The 17,631-nt window shown below is 60.8% G+C and carries 15 protein-coding genes; 3 read left to right on the top strand and 12 right to left on the bottom strand.

What is annotated here, in order from left to right; all coding sequences use genetic code 11:
- Positions 1–403 precede the first annotated feature (403 nt).
- The 11 genes from ACQ4OB_RS09030 to ACQ4OB_RS08980 all read right to left on the bottom strand — a co-directional run bounded on the left by ACQ4OB_RS09030 (position 404) and on the right by ACQ4OB_RS08980 (position 12,893).
- The gene (locus ACQ4OB_RS09030) at positions 404–1,711 is read right to left on the bottom strand and encodes an OprD family porin (RefSeq protein ID WP_430955528.1); all 1,308 of its coding nucleotides are present in this window, start codon (positions 1,709–1,711) and stop codon (positions 404–406) included.
- Positions 1,712–1,813: 102 nt separating this feature from the next.
- Positions 1,814–2,386: a PPC domain-containing DNA-binding protein gene (locus ACQ4OB_RS09025; protein WP_074877920.1), complete on the bottom strand. Its 573-nt coding sequence runs from the start codon at positions 2,384–2,386 to the stop codon at positions 1,814–1,816.
- 124 nt (positions 2,387–2,510) lie between these two features.
- Entirely contained in the window at positions 2,511–4,088 is a 1,578-nt protein-coding gene (locus tag ACQ4OB_RS09020; protein WP_430955527.1) for an aldehyde dehydrogenase (NADP(+)), read from the bottom strand.
- 31 nt (positions 4,089–4,119) lie between these two features.
- Positions 4,120–5,079, bottom strand: coding sequence for an amidohydrolase family protein (locus tag ACQ4OB_RS09015; protein WP_430955526.1), 960 nt, complete (start codon positions 5,077–5,079; stop codon positions 4,120–4,122).
- Positions 5,072–6,031, bottom strand: a complete 960-nt coding sequence (locus ACQ4OB_RS09010; protein ID WP_430955525.1) for an amidohydrolase family protein — start codon at positions 6,029–6,031, stop codon at positions 5,072–5,074. The genes ACQ4OB_RS09015 and ACQ4OB_RS09010 overlap by 8 nt, the downstream gene beginning before the upstream one ends.
- A 14-nt stretch (positions 6,032–6,045) precedes the next feature.
- A complete protein-coding gene (locus tag ACQ4OB_RS09005) occupies positions 6,046–6,504 on the bottom strand; it encodes a thioesterase family protein (RefSeq protein WP_074877912.1) in 459 nt (152 codons plus the stop codon).
- 63 nt (positions 6,505–6,567) lie between these two features.
- A complete protein-coding gene (locus tag ACQ4OB_RS09000; RefSeq protein WP_074877910.1) occupies positions 6,568–8,466 on the bottom strand; it encodes a TRAP transporter large permease subunit in 1,899 nt (632 codons plus the stop codon).
- Between the two features lie 15 nt (positions 8,467–8,481).
- Positions 8,482–9,525: a TRAP transporter substrate-binding protein gene (locus tag ACQ4OB_RS08995; RefSeq protein WP_430955524.1), complete on the bottom strand. Its 1,044-nt coding sequence runs from the start codon at positions 9,523–9,525 to the stop codon at positions 8,482–8,484.
- Between the two features lie 169 nt (positions 9,526–9,694).
- Positions 9,695–10,900, bottom strand: coding sequence for a CaiB/BaiF CoA transferase family protein (locus ACQ4OB_RS08990; protein WP_074877906.1), 1,206 nt, complete (start codon positions 10,898–10,900; stop codon positions 9,695–9,697).
- Position 10,901: 1 nt separating this feature from the next.
- Positions 10,902–11,681, bottom strand: coding sequence for an enoyl-CoA hydratase-related protein (locus tag ACQ4OB_RS08985; protein WP_430955523.1), 780 nt, complete (start codon positions 11,679–11,681; stop codon positions 10,902–10,904).
- A 72-nt stretch (positions 11,682–11,753) separates the two neighbouring features.
- Positions 11,754–12,893: an iron-containing alcohol dehydrogenase gene (locus ACQ4OB_RS08980; protein ID WP_102614197.1), complete on the bottom strand. Its 1,140-nt coding sequence runs from the start codon at positions 12,891–12,893 to the stop codon at positions 11,754–11,756.
- A 175-nt stretch (positions 12,894–13,068) separates the two neighbouring features.
- Here ACQ4OB_RS08980 and ACQ4OB_RS08975 point away from each other — a divergent pair, with 175 nt between their 5' ends.
- The 3 genes from ACQ4OB_RS08975 (at position 13,069) to ACQ4OB_RS08965 (ending at position 16,481) form a co-directional block, all read left to right on the top strand.
- A complete protein-coding gene (locus tag ACQ4OB_RS08975) occupies positions 13,069–13,992 on the top strand; it encodes a LysR family transcriptional regulator (RefSeq protein WP_074877900.1) in 924 nt (307 codons plus the stop codon).
- A gap of 383 nt (positions 13,993–14,375) precedes the next feature.
- The gene (locus tag ACQ4OB_RS08970) at positions 14,376–15,314 is read left to right on the top strand and encodes a cyclase family protein (protein ID WP_102614199.1); all 939 of its coding nucleotides are present in this window, start codon (positions 14,376–14,378) and stop codon (positions 15,312–15,314) included.
- Positions 15,315–15,551: 237 nt separating this feature from the next.
- Positions 15,552–16,481: a LysR family transcriptional regulator gene (locus tag ACQ4OB_RS08965; RefSeq protein WP_074877896.1), complete on the top strand. Its 930-nt coding sequence runs from the start codon at positions 15,552–15,554 to the stop codon at positions 16,479–16,481.
- Here ACQ4OB_RS08965 and ACQ4OB_RS08960 read toward each other — a convergent pair.
- A complete protein-coding gene (locus ACQ4OB_RS08960; protein ID WP_430955522.1) occupies positions 16,474–17,457 on the bottom strand; it encodes a cyclase family protein in 984 nt (327 codons plus the stop codon). The genes ACQ4OB_RS08965 and ACQ4OB_RS08960 overlap by 8 nt on opposite strands.
- Between the last annotated feature and the right edge of the window lie 174 nt (positions 17,458–17,631).

The raw sequence follows: 17,631 nt of genomic DNA, 5'->3' as shown, positions 1-17,631 counted from the left end.
AGCGTGAAGCAAAAAAGGAAGTACCTCATAGTCTAGGATGCGTGGCGGACGTCAGGAGTTCCCTGGCGAAGCGATATCAGTTCAACACTGATCTGGCCTAATGAATCTGGACAAGCTCACTCCCACAGAGAATGAGGTCAATCACACATTCTGCGGCCACCCGCGATCCAATGTGGGAGCGAGCCTGCTCGCGATAGCGGTGGGTCAGTCACCTTGATGTTGAGTTTGCCGAGGCCATCGCGAGCAGGCTCACTCCCACAGGGAATGAGGTTGGTCATACATTTTGCGGCCACCCAAGATCCAATGTGGGAGTGAGCCTGCTCGCGATAGCGGTGTGTCAGTCACGTTGATGTTGAAGGTGCCGACGCCATCGTCGGATCGCCGCCCGGAGCAAGCTTTGCTCCTACAGCAGTGGGATGCTGTAGCTCACGATCAAGCGATTCTGATCCTGGTTGCGGGACGCCTCGCTGTTGGACTTGCCGTTACGCCATCCGAACCCGACACCTTTAAGCGAACCGGACTGAATCACGTAGTCCAGCGCAATATCCCGCTCCCATTCCTTCTGGGTATCGCCAGAGGTCGTCTTGATGTTGTCCCCGCTGAGGTACATGACAGACGCTTTCAGTCCGGGCACCCCCATGGCGGCAAAATCGTAGGCGTATTGACCGAAGGCTGTGCGTTCCCCAGCGCGGGTGAAGGTTTGAATCAGTCGGTCGGTGTACAGGTAGACGCTGGAGCCGCCGGCACCCTTGTTGGCCAGGCTGCCTTGATTGAGCTGCGTGAAGTTGCTGCCGCTCGAAACGCTTTGATAACCCGCTGTGAGGCCATGGCCACCCACCGTATAAATCAGCGCGGCGCTCCAGGTTCGATTGTCGATCTCGCCATCATTGCCCTGGGTGTATCCGCTGATTTTGTAGCCTGACGTCCCCGAGCTGTTTGCACCGGATGAATCGGTCTTGAAGTAGCGCAAGTCGGTTTTCAGCGATTGACCTTCCGCGATCGCCAGTGTGTGGATCAGGCCGAAAAACTGCTGGGTGTAGTAGTTGTCCAGGTTAGCGTAGTAATACTGGGCGGTCAGGTCCTTGGTGACTTTCCAGTCGCCGCCGGCGAAGTCGAACGCGTTGCTTTCACGAGTGCCGCCCGTGGCAGCCAACCCGGTCTGATCGCTTGAGCCCCGACCGGTGGCGTGTTCGATTCGGCCTGCGGTGAAGGTCAAATCCTTGAACTCGCCCGAGGTGATCTGGCCACCTTCGAAGGTCTGCGGCAGCAGGCGGCCGTCGTTGGAGACGAGGATGGGAAGCTTGGGCATCAGCGTGCCCAGGCGCAGTTCGGTTTTCGAGACCTTGACCTTGCCGGTCAACCCCAACCGGCTCCATTCGTCGACCGCGCTATTGTCGCTCTCTGAAGGAATCATCGAGCTGCCGACGTGCCGTCCTTTGCCACTGTCCAGCGTAATCCCCATCAGGCCCAGTGCGTCGACGCCAAAACCAACCGTGCCGTCGGTGTAGCCCGACTTGTAATCGAGCATGAAACCCTGCGCCCACTCTTCGGTTTTCGACGGCGCAGCCGTGCCGTCGCGGTTGTCGTTGTTGAAGTAGAAATTTCTCATTCCCAACGTGGCTTTGCTGTCACTCAGGAAGTCGGCGTGCGCCTGGGTGCTGAGTGCAATGGCACCCAATGCAAAGGTCACCGCCGTTTTCTTCTTGCTCATGTGAATCGCCCCTTTATTTTTGTAGTTTGAATTTGGGAGGGTGGCTCCCGCAGTAGCGGGTGCCGGCACGTTCGATGCCTGCGGGAGCGTTATTTGCCTGGCTTAAATACCCAACACATTGGCGCCGATGCACGGGTCAATCCCGCGTTCCAGACGACGTTGGTGCACGATCACGGTGATTTCCATCGAGCCGGTGGTGACTTCGAAGTCGAGGATGTGGCCGCCGTACGCTTGAAACGTGGCGTCACCGGCAACGCCGTGCATATGGATCGAAGGCTGGTCGTTCTTCCACGCCACCGAGCCGGTAACGCTGGCCATCTCGACACTGTTCAAGGTCTTGGCGTCGAAGTCTTTTTTGTCCTTGTTCCAGAAACCGAACTTCACATTGCCGAAGCCGATGCCGCTGATGGACGCGCTGGGGATTTTCTCGGCGATGGCCAGTTTGGTCAGTTCCTTGAAGGCGTTGTCGCCCATGCGCAGGACCATGAGGTAACCGGTGGGGGTTTTGGTGTAGCGCGGTGTGGCTTCAGTTACACATTGCATAGGGGCTGTCGTCGCGGCAGGAGCGGTTTCGGCAACGGCCAGTTGAGCGCCTGCGGTGTTGATCATCACGGCAGCGGTCACGGCCAGCATCAATTTGCAAAAGCGGTGTTTCCGGTGAAGTTGAACGTGCATGAGACTTCCTCTGTTTTTGTTGTTGTGTGGGTGAAGCGGTTTTTGGGACGAGCGAATCCGACGCCTGTTGTTCAACAGGCGCGGAAGTTGTGCTGACAGCGGGTGTTAGTTGAAGCCGGGTGACTTACAGCGCATCACGGCTGCTGACACCGTCCACCAGTCGGGCAATGCCCAGCGGGTTGGCGTTCTTCAGTGCGTCCGGCAGCAAGCTGTCGGGGCAGTTCTGATAACAAACGGGACGCAGGAAACGATCAATCGCCAACGTTCCGACCGATGTACCGCGAGCATCCGAAGTGGCCGGGTACGGACCGCCGTGAACCATGGCATCGCAGACTTCCACCCCGGTCGGATAACCGTTGAACAGCACGCGACCGACTTTCTGTTCCAGCAGGGCCAGCACGTCGTTCAGGGTATTGAGCTCCGAATCTTCGACGATCAACGTAGCGGTCAACTGACCGCGCAAACCGTGCAGTGCCTGGAGCAATTCGGCGTGATCGGCGACTTCCACCACGATGGTGGTCGGGCCGAAGACTTCTTCCTGAAGCAACTCATTACCATCAATCAGCAAACTGACATCGGCCTTGAACACTTGCGGTTGCGCCTGATTGCCCTGTTGTGCGGTACCGGCCAGGTGCGTCATGCCAGGGTGTGCGTGAAGATTGTCCAGACCGTGGCAATAGCTTTTCAGCGCGCCAACATTGAGCATCGTTTGCGCTGATTGCTCGGCCATCAACCCGGTGAAACGTTCGAGGAAGGCCGTGAACTCTGGCGACCGAATGCCCAAAACCAAGCCGGGATTGGTGCAGAACTGACCCGCGCCCAGGACCACGGATGCGGCCAATTCGGCAGCGATCTTGTCACCGCGCGCCTTGAGTGCTTCGGGCATCAACACCACCGGATTGATGCTGCTCATCTCGGCGAACACCGGAATCGGCTGAGGCCGTGCCGCCGCCATGTCACACAAGGCCCGGCCACCGCGCAATGAACCGGTGAAACCTACCGCCTGAATCGCCGGGTGCTTGACCAATGCTTCACCGATGCTGCCGTAGAGCATGCTGAACACGCCATCAGGCATTCCGGTTTTCCTGGCCGCGCGAGTGATCGCATCGGCGACGTAATCGGCGGTTGCCATGTGACCGCTGTGGGCCTTGAACACCACCGGGCAGCCCGCTGCGAGGGCGGAGGCGGTGTCGCCGCCGGCGGTCGAGAAGGCCAGCGGGAAGTTGCTGGCACCGAACACGGCGACCGGACCGAGCCCGGTGCGGTACTGGCGCAGGTCGGGGCGAGGCAACGGTTGACGGTCGGGCAGCGCACGATCGATGCGCGCGCCGTAGAAATCGCCGCGACGCAGCATCGTGGCGAACAGGCGCATCTGGCCGCTGGTGCGTGCCCGCTCACCTTGAATACGGCCGGCGGGCAGGGCAGTTTCCCGGCACACCAGGGCGATGAACGAGTCGTCCAGCGCCTCAAGCTCAGTGGCAATAGCCTCCAAAAACTGAGCGCGTCGAGCGGATGAAAGATTACGAAAGATCGGGTAAGCCGTGGCCGCCGCTTCTGCGGCCGCATTCACTTCATCCGTGGTCGCCTGATGGAAGCGATACGGCAGTGCTTCGCCGGTATTGGCGTCGTGGCTTTGCAAGGTACTCGAGCCTTTTGCCGAACGAGCGCCAGCGATGTAGTTGTGGCCTGAAACTTCAAACATGGGAACTCCTGAAAGGCTGTTCAAATGAGGGTCAAGTGAGCCGGTAAATGCGTCGGGCGTTGTCATGAAACAGGGCGAGCCGATCCGTGAGGGAGCGGTCGCTGACAATCGTTTTGAAGCCGTCGAAGATCTCGCTCATGCCGTTCACGACGCCGTCGACCGGGTAATTGCTGGCAAACGCACAGCGACTGACATCGACAATCGAAATCGCGTCGTTCACCACCACGCGGTTCGACTCGACGGGCCATGCCTCGCCGGGGACGCAAATGCCGGAAATCTTCAGGGCGACGTTCGGCTCCCGTGCCAGCAATGCGAGGTTTTCACGCCAGCCGGCCAACCCTGCTTCCGAACGATCTGCAGGCAGCGCCGTGTGATTGACCACGATGGTCACGTCGGGAAAGTCCCTGGCCAGCTCGGCCGCTTCCGGCAGATGCCACCACGGCGCCTGCAACTCGAAGTGCAGGCCGTTTTCAGCCAGTTGTGCGTAGCCCTCGCGCCAACGAGGGTCACGCATGGAGCCGGGCGCGACGAAATCTTCGTGCCAGGCTTCAAGGCGGGTGACCGCAGGTTTGTGGCGCACGCCGCGCACCAACGGATGATCGCCGTACAGCCGCAACAGGTCCGATGCGTCTTCACGATCCAGCCAAACCTGCGCCACCATCGCCGCCAGGGTCGGCTCGTTTTGTGCCAGCGACTCGACAAAACCCACCTCGTCGGCGGGCGTCGCAGGGTTCCATTCACCCTCGATAACGACGGTCTGCACGATGCGATGGTTGCCCGTCAGCCGGCGATAGTCTTCAGGCAGAAAGTTGCGGCAGATCGACGAGTAATCTCCATAACGAAACGGTCGCAACGGACGGTCGTTCAGCCACGGGTAATAATGCTTTTCGATATCGAAGTAATGCTGATGAGCGTCGACGATGGGTAAGTCCGCATCCTCGCCGCTGGCCAGAAAGCGCGCACGCCAGTCGATCACGGATGGGTTATCCATACTGTTCCTCCAGCCGATAAAAGCGTTGTGCATTGCCGGCGAACACCGCTTCCTGCACGGCACGCCCCAGTGGCGCGAGCATCGCGGCCACGCCATCGGCAATCGTGTCGTAGGACGCGCGCAATCCGGCGACCGGGAAATTGCTGGCGAACATGCAGCGCTCGGGGCCGAAGATCTCCAATGCGGTCAGCACCACGATCCGGTTGTCGTCGTAGTTCCAGAGCGAGTCTTTCAACCCGAACTCCGACAGCTTGATGTGCACGTTGGGCTGCAAGGCCAGTGCTTCCAGGCCCTTGCGCCAGCGGCTCATGCCGTGCGGGCTGCGATCCCAGGCGAAACCGGTGTGATTGAGGGCGATCTGGATGTGCGGAAACATCGCCGCCACTTCGGCGGCCTCGGCCAGGTGCCACGGCGGCACGCGCAGGTCCCACGACAGACCGTGGTCAGCCAGACGCGAAAAGCCTTCCAGCCATTTCGGGTCTTGCATGGTGCCCCTGGCGCCGGCAATTGATACGTCTGGCGATGCCGAGGTCACCGGTTTGGAACGGATGCCTTTGACCAGCGGCCTGGCAGCCTGGGCCGCGAGAATGTCCGCGCTGTCCTCTCGGTCGAACCAGGCGTGGGCAACGATGGCATTCGGGAAGCCGTAACGGGCGTTCACCTGTTCCAGCCAGCGTGTCTCGGCGACTTGCTCATCGCGAGCCCGTTCGGCCTCGACATGCACCGTTCCCACCAACCGTTGTCGTTCGGTCAGGGCGAGAAAGTTTTCCGGCAAGAAATCACGGCACAGGCTGTGATAGTCGCCGAGAAAAAAATCCTCGTGATAGTCGTCCTGCAGCCAGGGATATCGACCGTTGCCCAGGTCCCACAGGTGGTGGTGAGCATCGACAATCGGTAGCGCATCCTCGGGCGCAAGGTTCGGTAAGCCGTTGCGTTCGTGCAGCGTGATCATGACGTCGTCCTTGCTCAGCGCGACGCGGCGAATTGGGAAGGGCTGAGCACGCTGTCTTCGACTTCCCCTGCGGCGGCCGCCTCGGCCTTGGCCTGAACGCGGCTGCGCAGTTTGGCGACGTTCACCACCACCCGGGTATGCGCCGCCGTGGCCACCAGCTCGACGTCATCGCGAACTTCGACGTTGAAAGTGATGCTGCGACCCTCGATTCGGGTCACCGTGGCGACGATGCTGACCGACATGCCGAGCAACGTGGCGCCGACATGGCGGATGTCGACTGCTGCGCCGACGGTGTTTTCGCCCTCATCGAGGAAGGTGAGCAGGTAATCAAGGCAGGTCTGTTCGATGTCATCCACCAGCCGGGGCGTGGCGTAGATGCGTAAGTCCTCGCCCAGAAACGAGATGGTGCGTTCCCGGTCGACAATCAATCGACGCTCGGTGGCGATGCCGGCTTGCAGTGTGGAAAAGTTCATAAAAAACCTCGTGTTTGAGGGCCGACGGTCGGGCTTCTACCGTCGGCTGGAGTCAAAGGTGATTCAGGCAGTGGGCAGGAAACCGATGGAAATCCAGGGCACGGCGATCAGCACGCCCAAGGCGACAACGAGTGCGCCGAGATACGGCCAGACCCGGCGCATGGCGCCGCTGGGGTCGACCTTGGCGATGGCGCAGGCGGCGTAGAAACCCACCCCAAACGGCGGGGCGAACAAACCCAGGCCCATGGCGAAGATCGCGACCATGGCGTAATGCACGTCGTTGATGCCCATGTCTTTGGCAATCGGAAACAGCAGCGGCCCGAACAGCACGATGGCCGGGATGCCTTCCAGAAAACTGCCCAGAAGGATGAACGCCACGGCGGAGATGATCAGGAAGCCCATCGCGCCCCCCGGCACCGTCGACATCACCTGCGCCAACTGGTGCGAGAAGCCCGACTGGGTCAATGCCCAGGCCATGGCGGTGGCGCTGCCGATGATGATCAGGATCGCGCCGGACAGCGACGCGGTGCTGACCAGGATCGGATACAACCGGCGCCAGTCAAAGCAGCGGTAGCACAGCAACCCGACGATGAAGGTATAGGCCACGCCGATGGCGGCGACTTCGGTGGCGGTCGCGACCCCTTCGACCACCGCGGTGCGGATCACGAAGGGCAGGGCCAGTGCCGGTAACGCGACCAGCAGCGAGTGGCCGATTTCCTTGCCGGAGGCGCGTTTACCGGTGGTGGCGTTGCCTTTGCGGTTTTTCCACCAGATCACCGCCGCCATGGCGATTGCACCCACCACCGCCGGCATGAAACCACCGGTGAACAGGGCGGAAATCGACACGCCGGTCACCGAGCCGATGGTGATCAGCACCAGGCTTGGCGGAATGGTTTCCGACATCGCCCCGGAGGCATTGAGCATCGCCACCAGTTCGTTTTCATCCTCACCGCGCTTCTTCATTTCCGGAAACAGCGCCGGCGCGATGGCGGCCATGTCGGCAGCCTTGGAGCCGGAAATGCCGGAGATCAGGTAGATGGCGCCGATCAACACATAAGACAGACCGCCACGGACATGGCCGATCAACGAACAGAGGAAGCGGATCATCGCTCGGGCCATGCCCATGGCCTCGATCAGCGCCCCCAAAAACACAAACAACGGAATGGCCAGCAAGATCAGGCTCGCCATGCCTTCGTCCATCCGGCCGACCACCAGGGTCAAGGGTGTGCCGGTCATGGTCGACAGATAAGCTACCGTGGCCAGGCCGAACGCCACCATGATCGGCACGCCGATCATGATCATCGCCATCACACCGATCATGAAGAAAATGACCAGGTTCCAGTTACCCATCAGCAACATCCAGCCTTCTGCCACCCACAACAACGCAGCCAGGGAAGCCAACATCGCCACCGACACCGAGAAGTCGATCAACCGGGCGCTGGTCAGCAGACGCGCGACGCAGGTCATCAGCATCAGGCTCAGACCGACCGCGATGGCGGACACGCGAAAGGCGTTGGGGATTTCAAGGGCGGCGGTGGTGATGATCCACTCGTCGCTGACGTATTCCCAGGCCGGGGTGAACAGCAACCCGATGAACGCGATGACAATCACGGCGCCCAAGGTGTCGACAAAGGCGCGTTTTTCCAGCGGCAGCCTTCCGATGAACGACGTCAGGCGCATGTGCTCGCCTCGACGCATCGCCACCACTGAGCCGAGCATCGCCAGCCAGAGAAACAGCAGCGAGGCCAGTTCGTCGCCCCAGACAATGGGTTGATTGAGCACGTAGCGCGAGAACACATTGCAAAACAGCAGCGTGACTTCGACAACCACGAGCAACGCCGCGCTGCCTTCGGTCAGCCAGCGCAGCCCGGTGTCCAAGGCGCGACCGAGACGAAACGTGGTGGGGCGCGTGCTGAGTCCTTCAGCGGGAGAAACATCCGTCATTGGTATTTCGTTTTTCATGACCTTGTCTCCGGCTTAGGACAGTTGACCCGCGTACTGCTCCAGCAAGCTCCAGGCTTCAGTGCCGTACTTTTCTTTCCATTGGGTGTAAAAGCCTTTGGACTGCAAGTCAGTGCGGAACAATGAACGGTCGACTTTGTTGAAGGTGATGCCATGGGCGGTCAGGGACGGCTCCAGGCTGGCGTTGAGATCGATCACCTGTTGACGCTGGACCAGCGCCGCAGCGTTGATTTGCCGGGAAACGATTTCCTGCACGTCCGCCGGCAGTTTTGGAAAGGTCTTGCCCGAAGCGACGATCCAGAAACCGCCCCAGATGTGGTCGGTCATGGAGCAGTATTTCTGCACTTCATAGAAGCGCGCGGCTTCGAGGACCACCAGCGGGTTTTCCTGGCCGTCGACCACTTTGGTCTGCAACGCCGAGTAGGTTTCGTTGATGCTGATGCCGGTAGGGGAGGCGCCCAGGGCGCTGAACATGGAGGTCCACAGCGGGCTGACCAGCACTCGCAGTTTGAAGCCGGCCAGGTCTTGCGGCGTGTAGATCGGCCGCGTCGAACTGGTGATCTGGCGGAAGCCGTTGTTCCAGACTTTCTCCATCGGGATCAGGCCGACCTTGGCGGTCTTGGCCCGTACGTATTCGCCCAGCTTGCCGTCCAGCGCGGCCCAGACACTGTCGTAGTCCTTGAACGCGAACGGCATGCTTTCAATCGACATGGCCGGCACCAGTGTGGAGAGAATCGCGCCTGGCAACGGAATGAAATCGACTGCCCCGGCGCGCACCTGGGAGAGCATGTCGGTGTCGCCGCCCATGGCGCCGTTGGCGTACACCTGCAGATCCACGGCGCCGTTGGTTTCGGTCTTGATGGCTAGCGAAGCCGCCTTCATCTGGATGTTCAGTGGATGGGTATCGGGCAGGCTGCTGGTGTAGCGCAACACGATGGGTTTGGTCGCGGCGAAGACGCTGGAGGGCAGCAGGTTGGCGGCGAAGGCACCGCCGACGGTGACGCCGGCAGATACCAGGAATGATCGGCGGCTGACGGCCTCGGTCAAGATACGGCTCATGATGTTCACCTTATTGTTTTTGTAGTTGTTCTAAAAAACAGCGGATCGTTAAAGCAAACGCTGCTCTTTGTGGGAGTGAGCCTGCTCGCGATGGCGGCGTATCAGTCGATACTTATGTCGCCTGACACGGCCTCATCGCGAGCAGGCTCACTCCCACAGTTTTTTTGCGTTACGCCAGTGCCACCACGGCCTGGCTTCGAATCAACTCGTCGATTTCATCTTCCGCGTAGCCGCTTTCTTTCAGCACTTCGCGGGTGTGTTCACCGAGCAGCGGCGCATGCCGACTGCTCGGCGGCGCGGCGTTGTCCATGTCGGAGAAGTGAATCGGCAAGCCCATGCCGCGTACCCGGCCTTCGGTCGGGTGTTGGGTCTCGACGACCATGCCGCGTGCTTCGGTTTGCGGATGGGCCAGCGCCGCGGCGATATCGAGGACCGGCCCGGCAGGCAGGCCGAGGCTGTCGAACAGCACCATCCATTCATCCGTGGTGCGCGCGACCAGGACTTCGTTGAGGATTTCCACCAAGGCCAGACGGTGCTCCATGCGCAACGCGTTGCTGGCAAAGCGTGGGTCGGCTTCGAGTTGTGGCACGGCGAGCGCCTCGACCAGCCGTTCGTAGTTAGCCTGGTTGGCGGCACCGATGTTGATCCAGCCGTCTGCGGTGCGGAACACCTGATACGGCGCGCTGGTGGAGTTGGCCGAACCCATCTTCGGCAGGATGGTGCCGTCGGCGAAATATGCCGCAGCCGGCCAGTACATCTGTTGCAGGCCGGCTTCGAACAGCGAGGTATCGACCATCTGGCCGAGGCCGGTTTTCTGTTTGGCGGCGTACGCCGCGCAGATGCCGAGAGCGGCGAGAATGCCGGAGTTGATGTCGGCCACTGGCGAGCCGGCCTTGACCGGTTCGCGTCCGGCTTCACCGGTCATGCTCATCATGCCGCTCATGCCCTGGGCGATCAGGTCGAAGCCGCCTTTTTCGCCAAACGGGCCACTGCGGCCGTAGCCGGAGATCGCGCAGTAGATCAGCCCTGGATTGAGGGTTTTCAGCGTTTCGTAGCCCAGGCCGAATTTCTCCATGGTGCCGGCACGGAAGTTTTCCGTGACCACATCGGCGTCCATCAACAGGCGGCGCAATACGTCGCGCCCGCCCTCGGTTTTCAGGTTCAGGCCGATACCGCGCTTGTTGCGGTTCACCACCATGAACGAAGCCGATTCACCGCTGGCCATGATCGGCGAGAAGCGGCGCGAATCATCACCGCCCGGGACTTTCTCGACCTTCACCACGTCGGCGCCCATGTCGGCCAGCATCATTCCGCACACCGGGCCGGACATGATGTGAGCCAGTTCTACCACGCGCATTCCTGTCAGCGGTCCCATGTTATTTCCCCTTGAATTGTGGTTTGGCTTTCTCGATGAAAGCGCTCAGACCGATCTGAAAATCTTCGGTGTCGTAGCAGAAGTAACTCGCGTCAATCTGCTCGACGTTGGGTGCTACGCCGGCCTCAAGCTGACGTGCAGCCTGGCGATGCCAGCGGGCGACGAGGGGCGCTCCATTGGCGATGCGCCTGGCGGTGGCGAGGGTTTCGGACTCGACCTCGGCATCGGGTACGACGCGGGTCACGAGGTTTTTCACGTAGGCGTCGTTGGCGTCGAGAATGCGACCCTCAAGCAGAATTTCCAGGGTGGTCGAGCGCCCGGCCAGCGCCACCAGACCGGCCATTTCGTCATACGACATGACCAGCCCCAACTTGCCGACCGGCGCGCCGAAGCGACTGGAGGTGCCGCAGATACGCAGGTCGCAGAGTGCGGCGATTTCCAGGCCGCCGCCGACACACACGCCATGGATCATCGCGATCACCGGGTGCGGGCAGTCGACAACCGCGCGCATGGCCGCCGAGGTGACTTCGGCATACTCCCGGGCTTGAGCCAGGTTGGCGCGTACGCTCGGGAACTCGCTGACATCGGCGCCGGCGGCGAAGGCTTGCTCGCCGGCACCGCGCAACACCACGCAGCGCACGCTTGAGTCGGCGGACAACACGGTCATGGCATCACCCAGGTCCTGCCACATGGACAAGGTCAGGGCGTTCATTTTCCCTGGGTGGCTGAGGGTGACGGTGGCAAGGCTGTCTTGCCGGTCGATAAGGACGGTGGGCTTCATGATTGTTGCGCTGGCGTCGGTTCAACCGACGACGCGGCTGCCTCCTCATTTTTTATTGTTGGATAGCGACGGTTACAACGACTGCTCAAGCATCGACAGGTAGTCCGCGGACGATGCTTCGCGGGGGTTGGTCTTGTGGCTGTGATCGTGCAAGGCGCCTTCGACGATGCCGGCAAACAGGCTTTCATCGACGCCGATTTCGCTGAGGCGGGTCGGCAGGCCCAGGCGGCGGGTCATGTCCTCAATGGCTGTGCCGATATTGGCGCCGGCCTCGAGGCCCATGGCATGGCGCAGGCGTTCGAGCTTGCGTTCGTCGCGAACGGTCGGGGCGTTGGCGTTGAAATCCACGACCGCTGGCAGAAAGATGGCGTTCAAAGTGCCGTGGTGCAGCTTCGGATTGATGCCACCCAAGGCGTGGGACAGGCTGTGCACGCAGCCCAATCCCTTCTGAAAAGCGAGTGCGCCCTGCATCGACGCGCTCATCATGTTCATTCGCGCTTCGCGATCACCAGGTTCGGCGGTGGCGCGCTCGATGTGTTCCCAGGCACGCCACAGGCCGTCGAGGGCGATGCCATCCGCCGCGGGGTTGAAGGCCGGTGCCATGAACGTCTCGATGCAATGAGCGATCGCGTCCATGCCGGTGGCGGCGGTCAGCATCGGTGGCAGGCCCAGGGTCAGTTCCGGGTCGCAGATGGCCACGCGAGGCACTACGTAAGGTGAGATTACGCCCACTTTACGACCATCGTCGAGGATCAGGATGGCGCCTCGGCCGACTTCGCTGCCAGTGCCCGCCGTGGTGGGAATGGCGATCAACGGTGCGGTAGCAGACGTGATGCGATCCAGCCCGCCTTCGATCACCGCAAAGCTGTGCAGGGGACCGTCGTGCGTGGCGCAGACAGCGACGCCTTTGGCCAGATCGATGGAAGAACCGCCGCCGACCGCGATGATGCCGTTGCACTCGCCGAGGTGATAGTGCGCCACGGCTTCACGTACCGCGTGTTCGTTGGGGTTAGATGGGGTGGCGTCGAAAATCGAAGGAGGCAGGCTGGCGCCGAGGGCCGCGATGACCTTGTCGACGATGCCGGCATTGCGCACGCCGATGTCGGTAACAATCAGCGGCCGGGTAATGCCCGCGCGCCCGGCTTCGGCGGCCAGATGCTGCAGGCTGTCGTAGCCGAACTGGATCTTGGTGACGTAATTGATGAGGGACATGATTCACCACAAGTTATACAGGATTGTTATTGTTGCAATCGGTCTGCGGCAGGAAGGCTTTCGCTCTCTGGTCAAACCCATTGCATTGCCTGGTTGTGGGGTGGACTATAGGGCCGTCGTGGCGAGCCTCGATACTGACAACTTTCGATACCTCTATAACTTTTAGTTAACCCTGATGACGCCCTCACTCAATTCGATCATGTCCCGCCTGCACATCAAGCAGCTGCGCTTGTTGATAGCCCTTGATGAACACGGCTCCTTGCTGGGCGCGGCCAAACAGGTTGCGCTGACCCAGCCCGGCGCCAGTAAAGCCCTGCAAGAAATTGAAACGACGTTCGGTACCTCGTTGTTCACCCGCACTAACCGCGGGCTTGAGCCGAACGATGCCGGACGCTCGGTCATTCGTTACGCCCGCTTGATCCAGACCGACCTCGCACACCTGCGCGAAGAGATCATCGGCATCATGAGCGGCGAGGGCGGACGGGTGTCCGTCGGCACCATCATGGGCGCCGTCCCGCTGCTGACCACCGCGATCAGCCGGGTAATTGCCGACCACCCGAAGCTGTCCATCGAGATCGTCGAAGACACCAGCGCCGCACTGCTCAGCCAACTTGACGCCGGGCGCCTGGATCTTGCGATCTGCCGCACGACCATCAGCACCACGCCCTACTTGTATGAGAGCGCCACCTTCGTCGAAGAAACCCTGGCGGTGATCGCCAGCACTCAGCATCCATTCGCCTATGCCCGGCAGCTATCGCTGAAGGACCTCGTGGATTACCGCTGGGTCGTCTATCGCGCCAACATGCCGATGCGTTTGCTGCTGGAGCGCGAGTTTCACGAAGCCGACCTGCGTTTCCCAGTGCATCTGCTGGAAACCACATCGGCGTTTGCCACTTTGTCGCTGCTTCAGGAAAACCCGACCCTCGTCGCGTTGGTGTCGACCGACGTGGCGAAGTTCTGCTCCGGCTACGGTTTCACCACCACGCTGCCGCTGCCCATCACCTCGCGCAGCGAACCGTATGAGCTGGTTTCGCGCAAAGGCGTGCCGGACTCGCCGGCAGCCAGGCTGCTGCGAGAAGCCTTGTTGAGTCCCGGATGAACTTGGGGCTGGTTGAAACAGGCGCTTGCGATAGTGCACGGCTTTGGATGCGCGTATTCGTGCGTTTCAGGCAAATTTGATTTGCGGCAGGCGCGGTGTTTGAAATGTATCCGCGCCGCGATACTTCGCGGTGTCCGCCGCACAGCCCCTGTCTGGTGCCGTTCGCAGGATTTATGGTCGATACCGGGTCCTGTGGGAGCGAGCCTGCTCGCGATGGCGTCGGGCTCGACACGCCGCGTCATCGTTCATCGCGAGCAAGCTTTGCTCCTACGGCACTCGCATCACTCGTGAATATCCAGAACAAATGTATTGCCGATGCCGGTCTGTTTCCCCGCAGACGGGCTGCGTACCTTGGGTCCACTGCAACTCACAAGGACCCCCTCATGCTGAATCGATTGGCACTGCCGTTTGCCCTGTTGTTCACCCTCAATGCCGCCCACGCTGCGGATGCCGAGAAATGGTACCCCTCCAAATACGGCGCCAACGATGAAATCGGCGCGCTGAACCTGCTCAACGCCGAGTCGGTGATCAATGCCTCGAAACTGATCAAAACCGGCAAAACCTACCCCTTGGCCGTGCCCATCGACAAAACGTTGCCAGCGTTCCGTCATCGCAGCTTCAACCTGACCAACATCCAGCCGGGCGAAGCCGGTGGCACGACCATGGGCCCGAACAAATTCACCTTCAACGATGAACTGGTCGTGGGCTGGACCGGCGTCGGCACCCAGCTCAACGGCATCGGCCATATCGGTATCGATTACGTCTATTACAACGGCAACCGCGCCGCCGATTTCGTCACCGTGGAAGGCGTGAAAAAACTCGGCCTGGAGAAGGTCCCGCCCATCGTCACCCGCGGTGTGGTGCTGGACATGACCGCCGTGTACGGCACGCCGATCGTGCCGGAGAAAACCGAGTTCAGCGTCGCTGATATCCAGAAGGCCCTGGATCTGCAAGGCATCGCCATCCAAAAAGGCGATGTGGTGCTGTTCAACACCGGTTGGCTGGAGCTGCTGGGCAAGGACAACAAGAAATTCCTCGCCGTGGAGCCGGGCATCGGCATGGAAGCGGCCAAATGGCTGGTGGACAAGCAGATCGTCGCCTTCGGCGGTGATACCTGGGCGTCGGAGATCTACCCGGCCAAAGACGGCCAGGAATTCCCGGTCAACCAATACATGCTGGCCAAAAACGGCATCTACAACCTTGAGTTGATCGACAGCCGGGCACTGGTGAAAGACAAGGCGTGGGAGTTCATGTTTGTCCTCGGCCAGCCGCTGTACACGGGCTCGACCCAGGTCAACATCAACCCGGTCGCCATTCGCTGACAGCCACCGTTCGAAGCCGTAACGCACACTTTGTAGCAGCTGGCGAAGCCTGCGTCCGGCTGCGCAGCAGTCGTGAGATCAGGCAATGCGGTGTGTCAGAAAAAACCGCGTACTCAGGTTTTACGACTGCTTCGCAGCCGAACGCAGGCTTCGCCAGCTGCTACGGTTTTGCGTTACGGATTCGAAGTGTGCGTTGCCGCAGTCATTGTTTACCTCTTGAATCGAGAACACACGGACATGGTTCCTTCCCTTTGCAGCATCGCTGCACGTTTGCGCCTCAAACAACTGCGTCTGCTGATCGCGCTGGATGATCGCGGCTCGTTGCACAAGGCCGCCGAGAAGATTTCGATTTCCCAGTCCGGCGCCACCAAGGCGTTGGGTGAAGTCGAATCGTTGCTCGGCATGCCGCTGTTCGAACGCCAGCCCAAAGGCCTGGTGGCCAACGAAATGGGTCGTTGCATGATTCGTTATGCGCGGCTGATCTACAGCGATGTCGAGCACCTTCGCGAAGAAATGCTCAGCATCATGCAGGGCCAGGGCGGGCGGCTCTCGGTGGGGGTGATCATGGGGGCGGTGCCGTTGCTGACCCGGGCCCTGACCGAGTTGCGCCTGAAGCAGCCGGAGCTGTCGGTGGAACTGGTGGAAAACACCAGCGCCACGTTGCTCGGGTTGCTGGATCAGGGACGACTGGACCTGGCGATTTGTCGCACCAGCGTCGGCCAGCGTTCGGATGCCTATGACTGCATCGAACTGAGCGAAGAACCCTTGGCTGTGGTCGCCAGCAAGGACCATCCGCTGGCCAGCGCCGAGTCTTTGCAGCTATCGCAGTTGAGCGACTACCGCTGGGTGGTCTATCCCAAGGACATGCCGATGCGTCAGACCCTGGAGCGTGAGCTGAATGAGGCAGGGCTGGGGACTCCCCGGTATCCGCTGGAAACCTCATCGATTTTTGCCACCATTTTATTGGTGCAACAGGATCCGACCTTGTTGGCAGTGATCCCGGTGGAAGTGGCCAGGTTCTGCGAACAACACGATTTGCTGGTGAAACTGCCGGTGTCGATGCGTGCATTGATCGAGCCCTACGGCGTGATCAGCCGGGCCGGCGCCGATCTTTCCCCGGCGGCGACCCTGCTGATCAACGAATTGCAGCAGGACCTGATTACTTGATCACGATCGGATTGACCGGTGCACCCGTGCCGCCAACGACCTTCAACGGCGCGGCGGTATAGAGGAACTGCCACTGGCCGTCTTCAGCGCAATCACTTGCCAGAGCATCAAGCATCGCCACTTCGGTGAAGGTCACGCCGAGGTTGCGCATCAAGGCATTGTGCAGCGGGATCAGCACGCCCGAGGTGGGGTCGACCGCCACTTCGTTGGCCATGGTGTCGGTCACCAGATTGGGGATTTCCATCTGGTGAAACCATTCCACCAGCTCGCGGCTGAAGGTCAGGCCCGGCTCGGCGAAATCCTTGTAGAACTCCTCCGGCTCGCGCTCATAGAACGAGCCGATCCAACCCGTGCGGATGATCAGGATGTCGCGCTTCTGGATCTCGACGCCCTGGGCTGTCGCCGCAGCCAACAGGTCCAGGTGATTGAAGGTTTCGCCCTTGTCCAGCACCGCTTTGCCGCGATGGCGAGCCATGTCGATCAGCACCGCACGCCCGACAATCCCGCGTTCGGCAATGGGCAGGATGCTGGCCTTGTCCATGCTGCCGATGGTGCTCATGGCGTCGTAGCCATTCCACAGTTTGTTGTCGTGCCAGACGTGGCCCAGTGCGTCGTATTGGGTCGAGCCTTGCAGGTGCATGAAGATCACGTCGTCGGCGTATTCCACATGGCCGTCGAAGTGGCTCTTGCCGGCCAGGAAATGGCCCTTGTCCAACACGTTGACGCGCATTGACGGACGTCGGCCGGGCCACAAGGGTTCGCCTTTGGGGTGGCCGATCTGCACTTGCAGGGTGAAGGTCTTGCCCTGGCGAACCGAGGCGATACCCCGGAGTATTTCTGCGCTTTGCAGGTAATTCAGGGCGCCGACTTCATCGTAGGGTCCCCATTTTCCCCAGTTGGTCGGCAGGCCTTCGAGCAAGGCTTTGATGTCGGGAGAACGGTCGGCGGCGGTGTTATTGGGATAGTGGTCGCACATGAGGGTTTCCTTGGTTTGAGCGGATGCCGACGGACTTGAATCCATGCGCTGTACCTGTGGGAGCGAGCTTGCTCGCGATGGCGGCGGAACAGTCAATATCGATGTTGAATGAACAACCGCTATCGCGAGCAAGCTCGCTCCCACAGGTTTCGCGTTGCCCATCGGAGCTGTGTT

Origin of the sequence: Pseudomonas sp. ES4, from assembly GCF_050586665.1 — a bacterium.
GTDB classification, from domain to species: Bacteria; Pseudomonadota; Gammaproteobacteria; order Pseudomonadales; family Pseudomonadaceae; genus Aquipseudomonas; species Aquipseudomonas frederiksbergensis.
The sequence above is the reverse complement of the archived record's forward strand: the minus strand, read 5'-3'. Positions and strand labels throughout refer to the sequence as shown.

Coding starts and splice junctions, on each gene's coding strand:
- ACQ4OB_RS09030 (WP_430955528.1), bottom strand. CDS start 1,711: ATGAGCAAGAAGAAAACGGCGGTGACCTTTGCATTGGGTGCCATTGCA.
- ACQ4OB_RS09025 (WP_074877920.1), bottom strand. CDS start 2,386: ATGCACGTTCAACTTCACCGGAAACACCGCTTTTGCAAATTGATGCTG.
- ACQ4OB_RS09020 (WP_430955527.1), bottom strand. CDS start 4,088: ATGTTTGAAGTTTCAGGCCACAACTACATCGCTGGCGCTCGTTCGGCA.
- ACQ4OB_RS09015 (WP_430955526.1), bottom strand. CDS start 5,079: ATGGATAACCCATCCGTGATCGACTGGCGTGCGCGCTTTCTGGCCAGC.
- ACQ4OB_RS09010 (WP_430955525.1), bottom strand. CDS start 6,031: ATGATCACGCTGCACGAACGCAACGGCTTACCGAACCTTGCGCCCGAG.
- ACQ4OB_RS09005 (WP_074877912.1), bottom strand. CDS start 6,504: ATGAACTTTTCCACACTGCAAGCCGGCATCGCCACCGAGCGTCGATTG.
- ACQ4OB_RS09000 (WP_074877910.1), bottom strand. CDS start 8,466: ATGAAAAACGAAATACCAATGACGGATGTTTCTCCCGCTGAAGGACTC.
- ACQ4OB_RS08995 (WP_430955524.1), bottom strand. CDS start 9,525: ATGAGCCGTATCTTGACCGAGGCCGTCAGCCGCCGATCATTCCTGGTA.
- ACQ4OB_RS08990 (WP_074877906.1), bottom strand. CDS start 10,900: ATGGGACCGCTGACAGGAATGCGCGTGGTAGAACTGGCTCACATCATG.
- ACQ4OB_RS08985 (WP_430955523.1), bottom strand. CDS start 11,681: ATGAAGCCCACCGTCCTTATCGACCGGCAAGACAGCCTTGCCACCGTC.
- ACQ4OB_RS08980 (WP_102614197.1), bottom strand. CDS start 12,893: ATGTCCCTCATCAATTACGTCACCAAGATCCAGTTCGGCTACGACAGC.
- ACQ4OB_RS08975 (WP_074877900.1), top strand. CDS start 13,069: ATGACGCCCTCACTCAATTCGATCATGTCCCGCCTGCACATCAAGCAG.
- ACQ4OB_RS08970 (WP_102614199.1), top strand. CDS start 14,376: ATGCTGAATCGATTGGCACTGCCGTTTGCCCTGTTGTTCACCCTCAAT.
- ACQ4OB_RS08965 (WP_074877896.1), top strand. CDS start 15,552: ATGGTTCCTTCCCTTTGCAGCATCGCTGCACGTTTGCGCCTCAAACAA.
- ACQ4OB_RS08960 (WP_430955522.1), bottom strand. CDS start 17,457: ATGTGCGACCACTATCCCAATAACACCGCCGCCGACCGTTCTCCCGAC.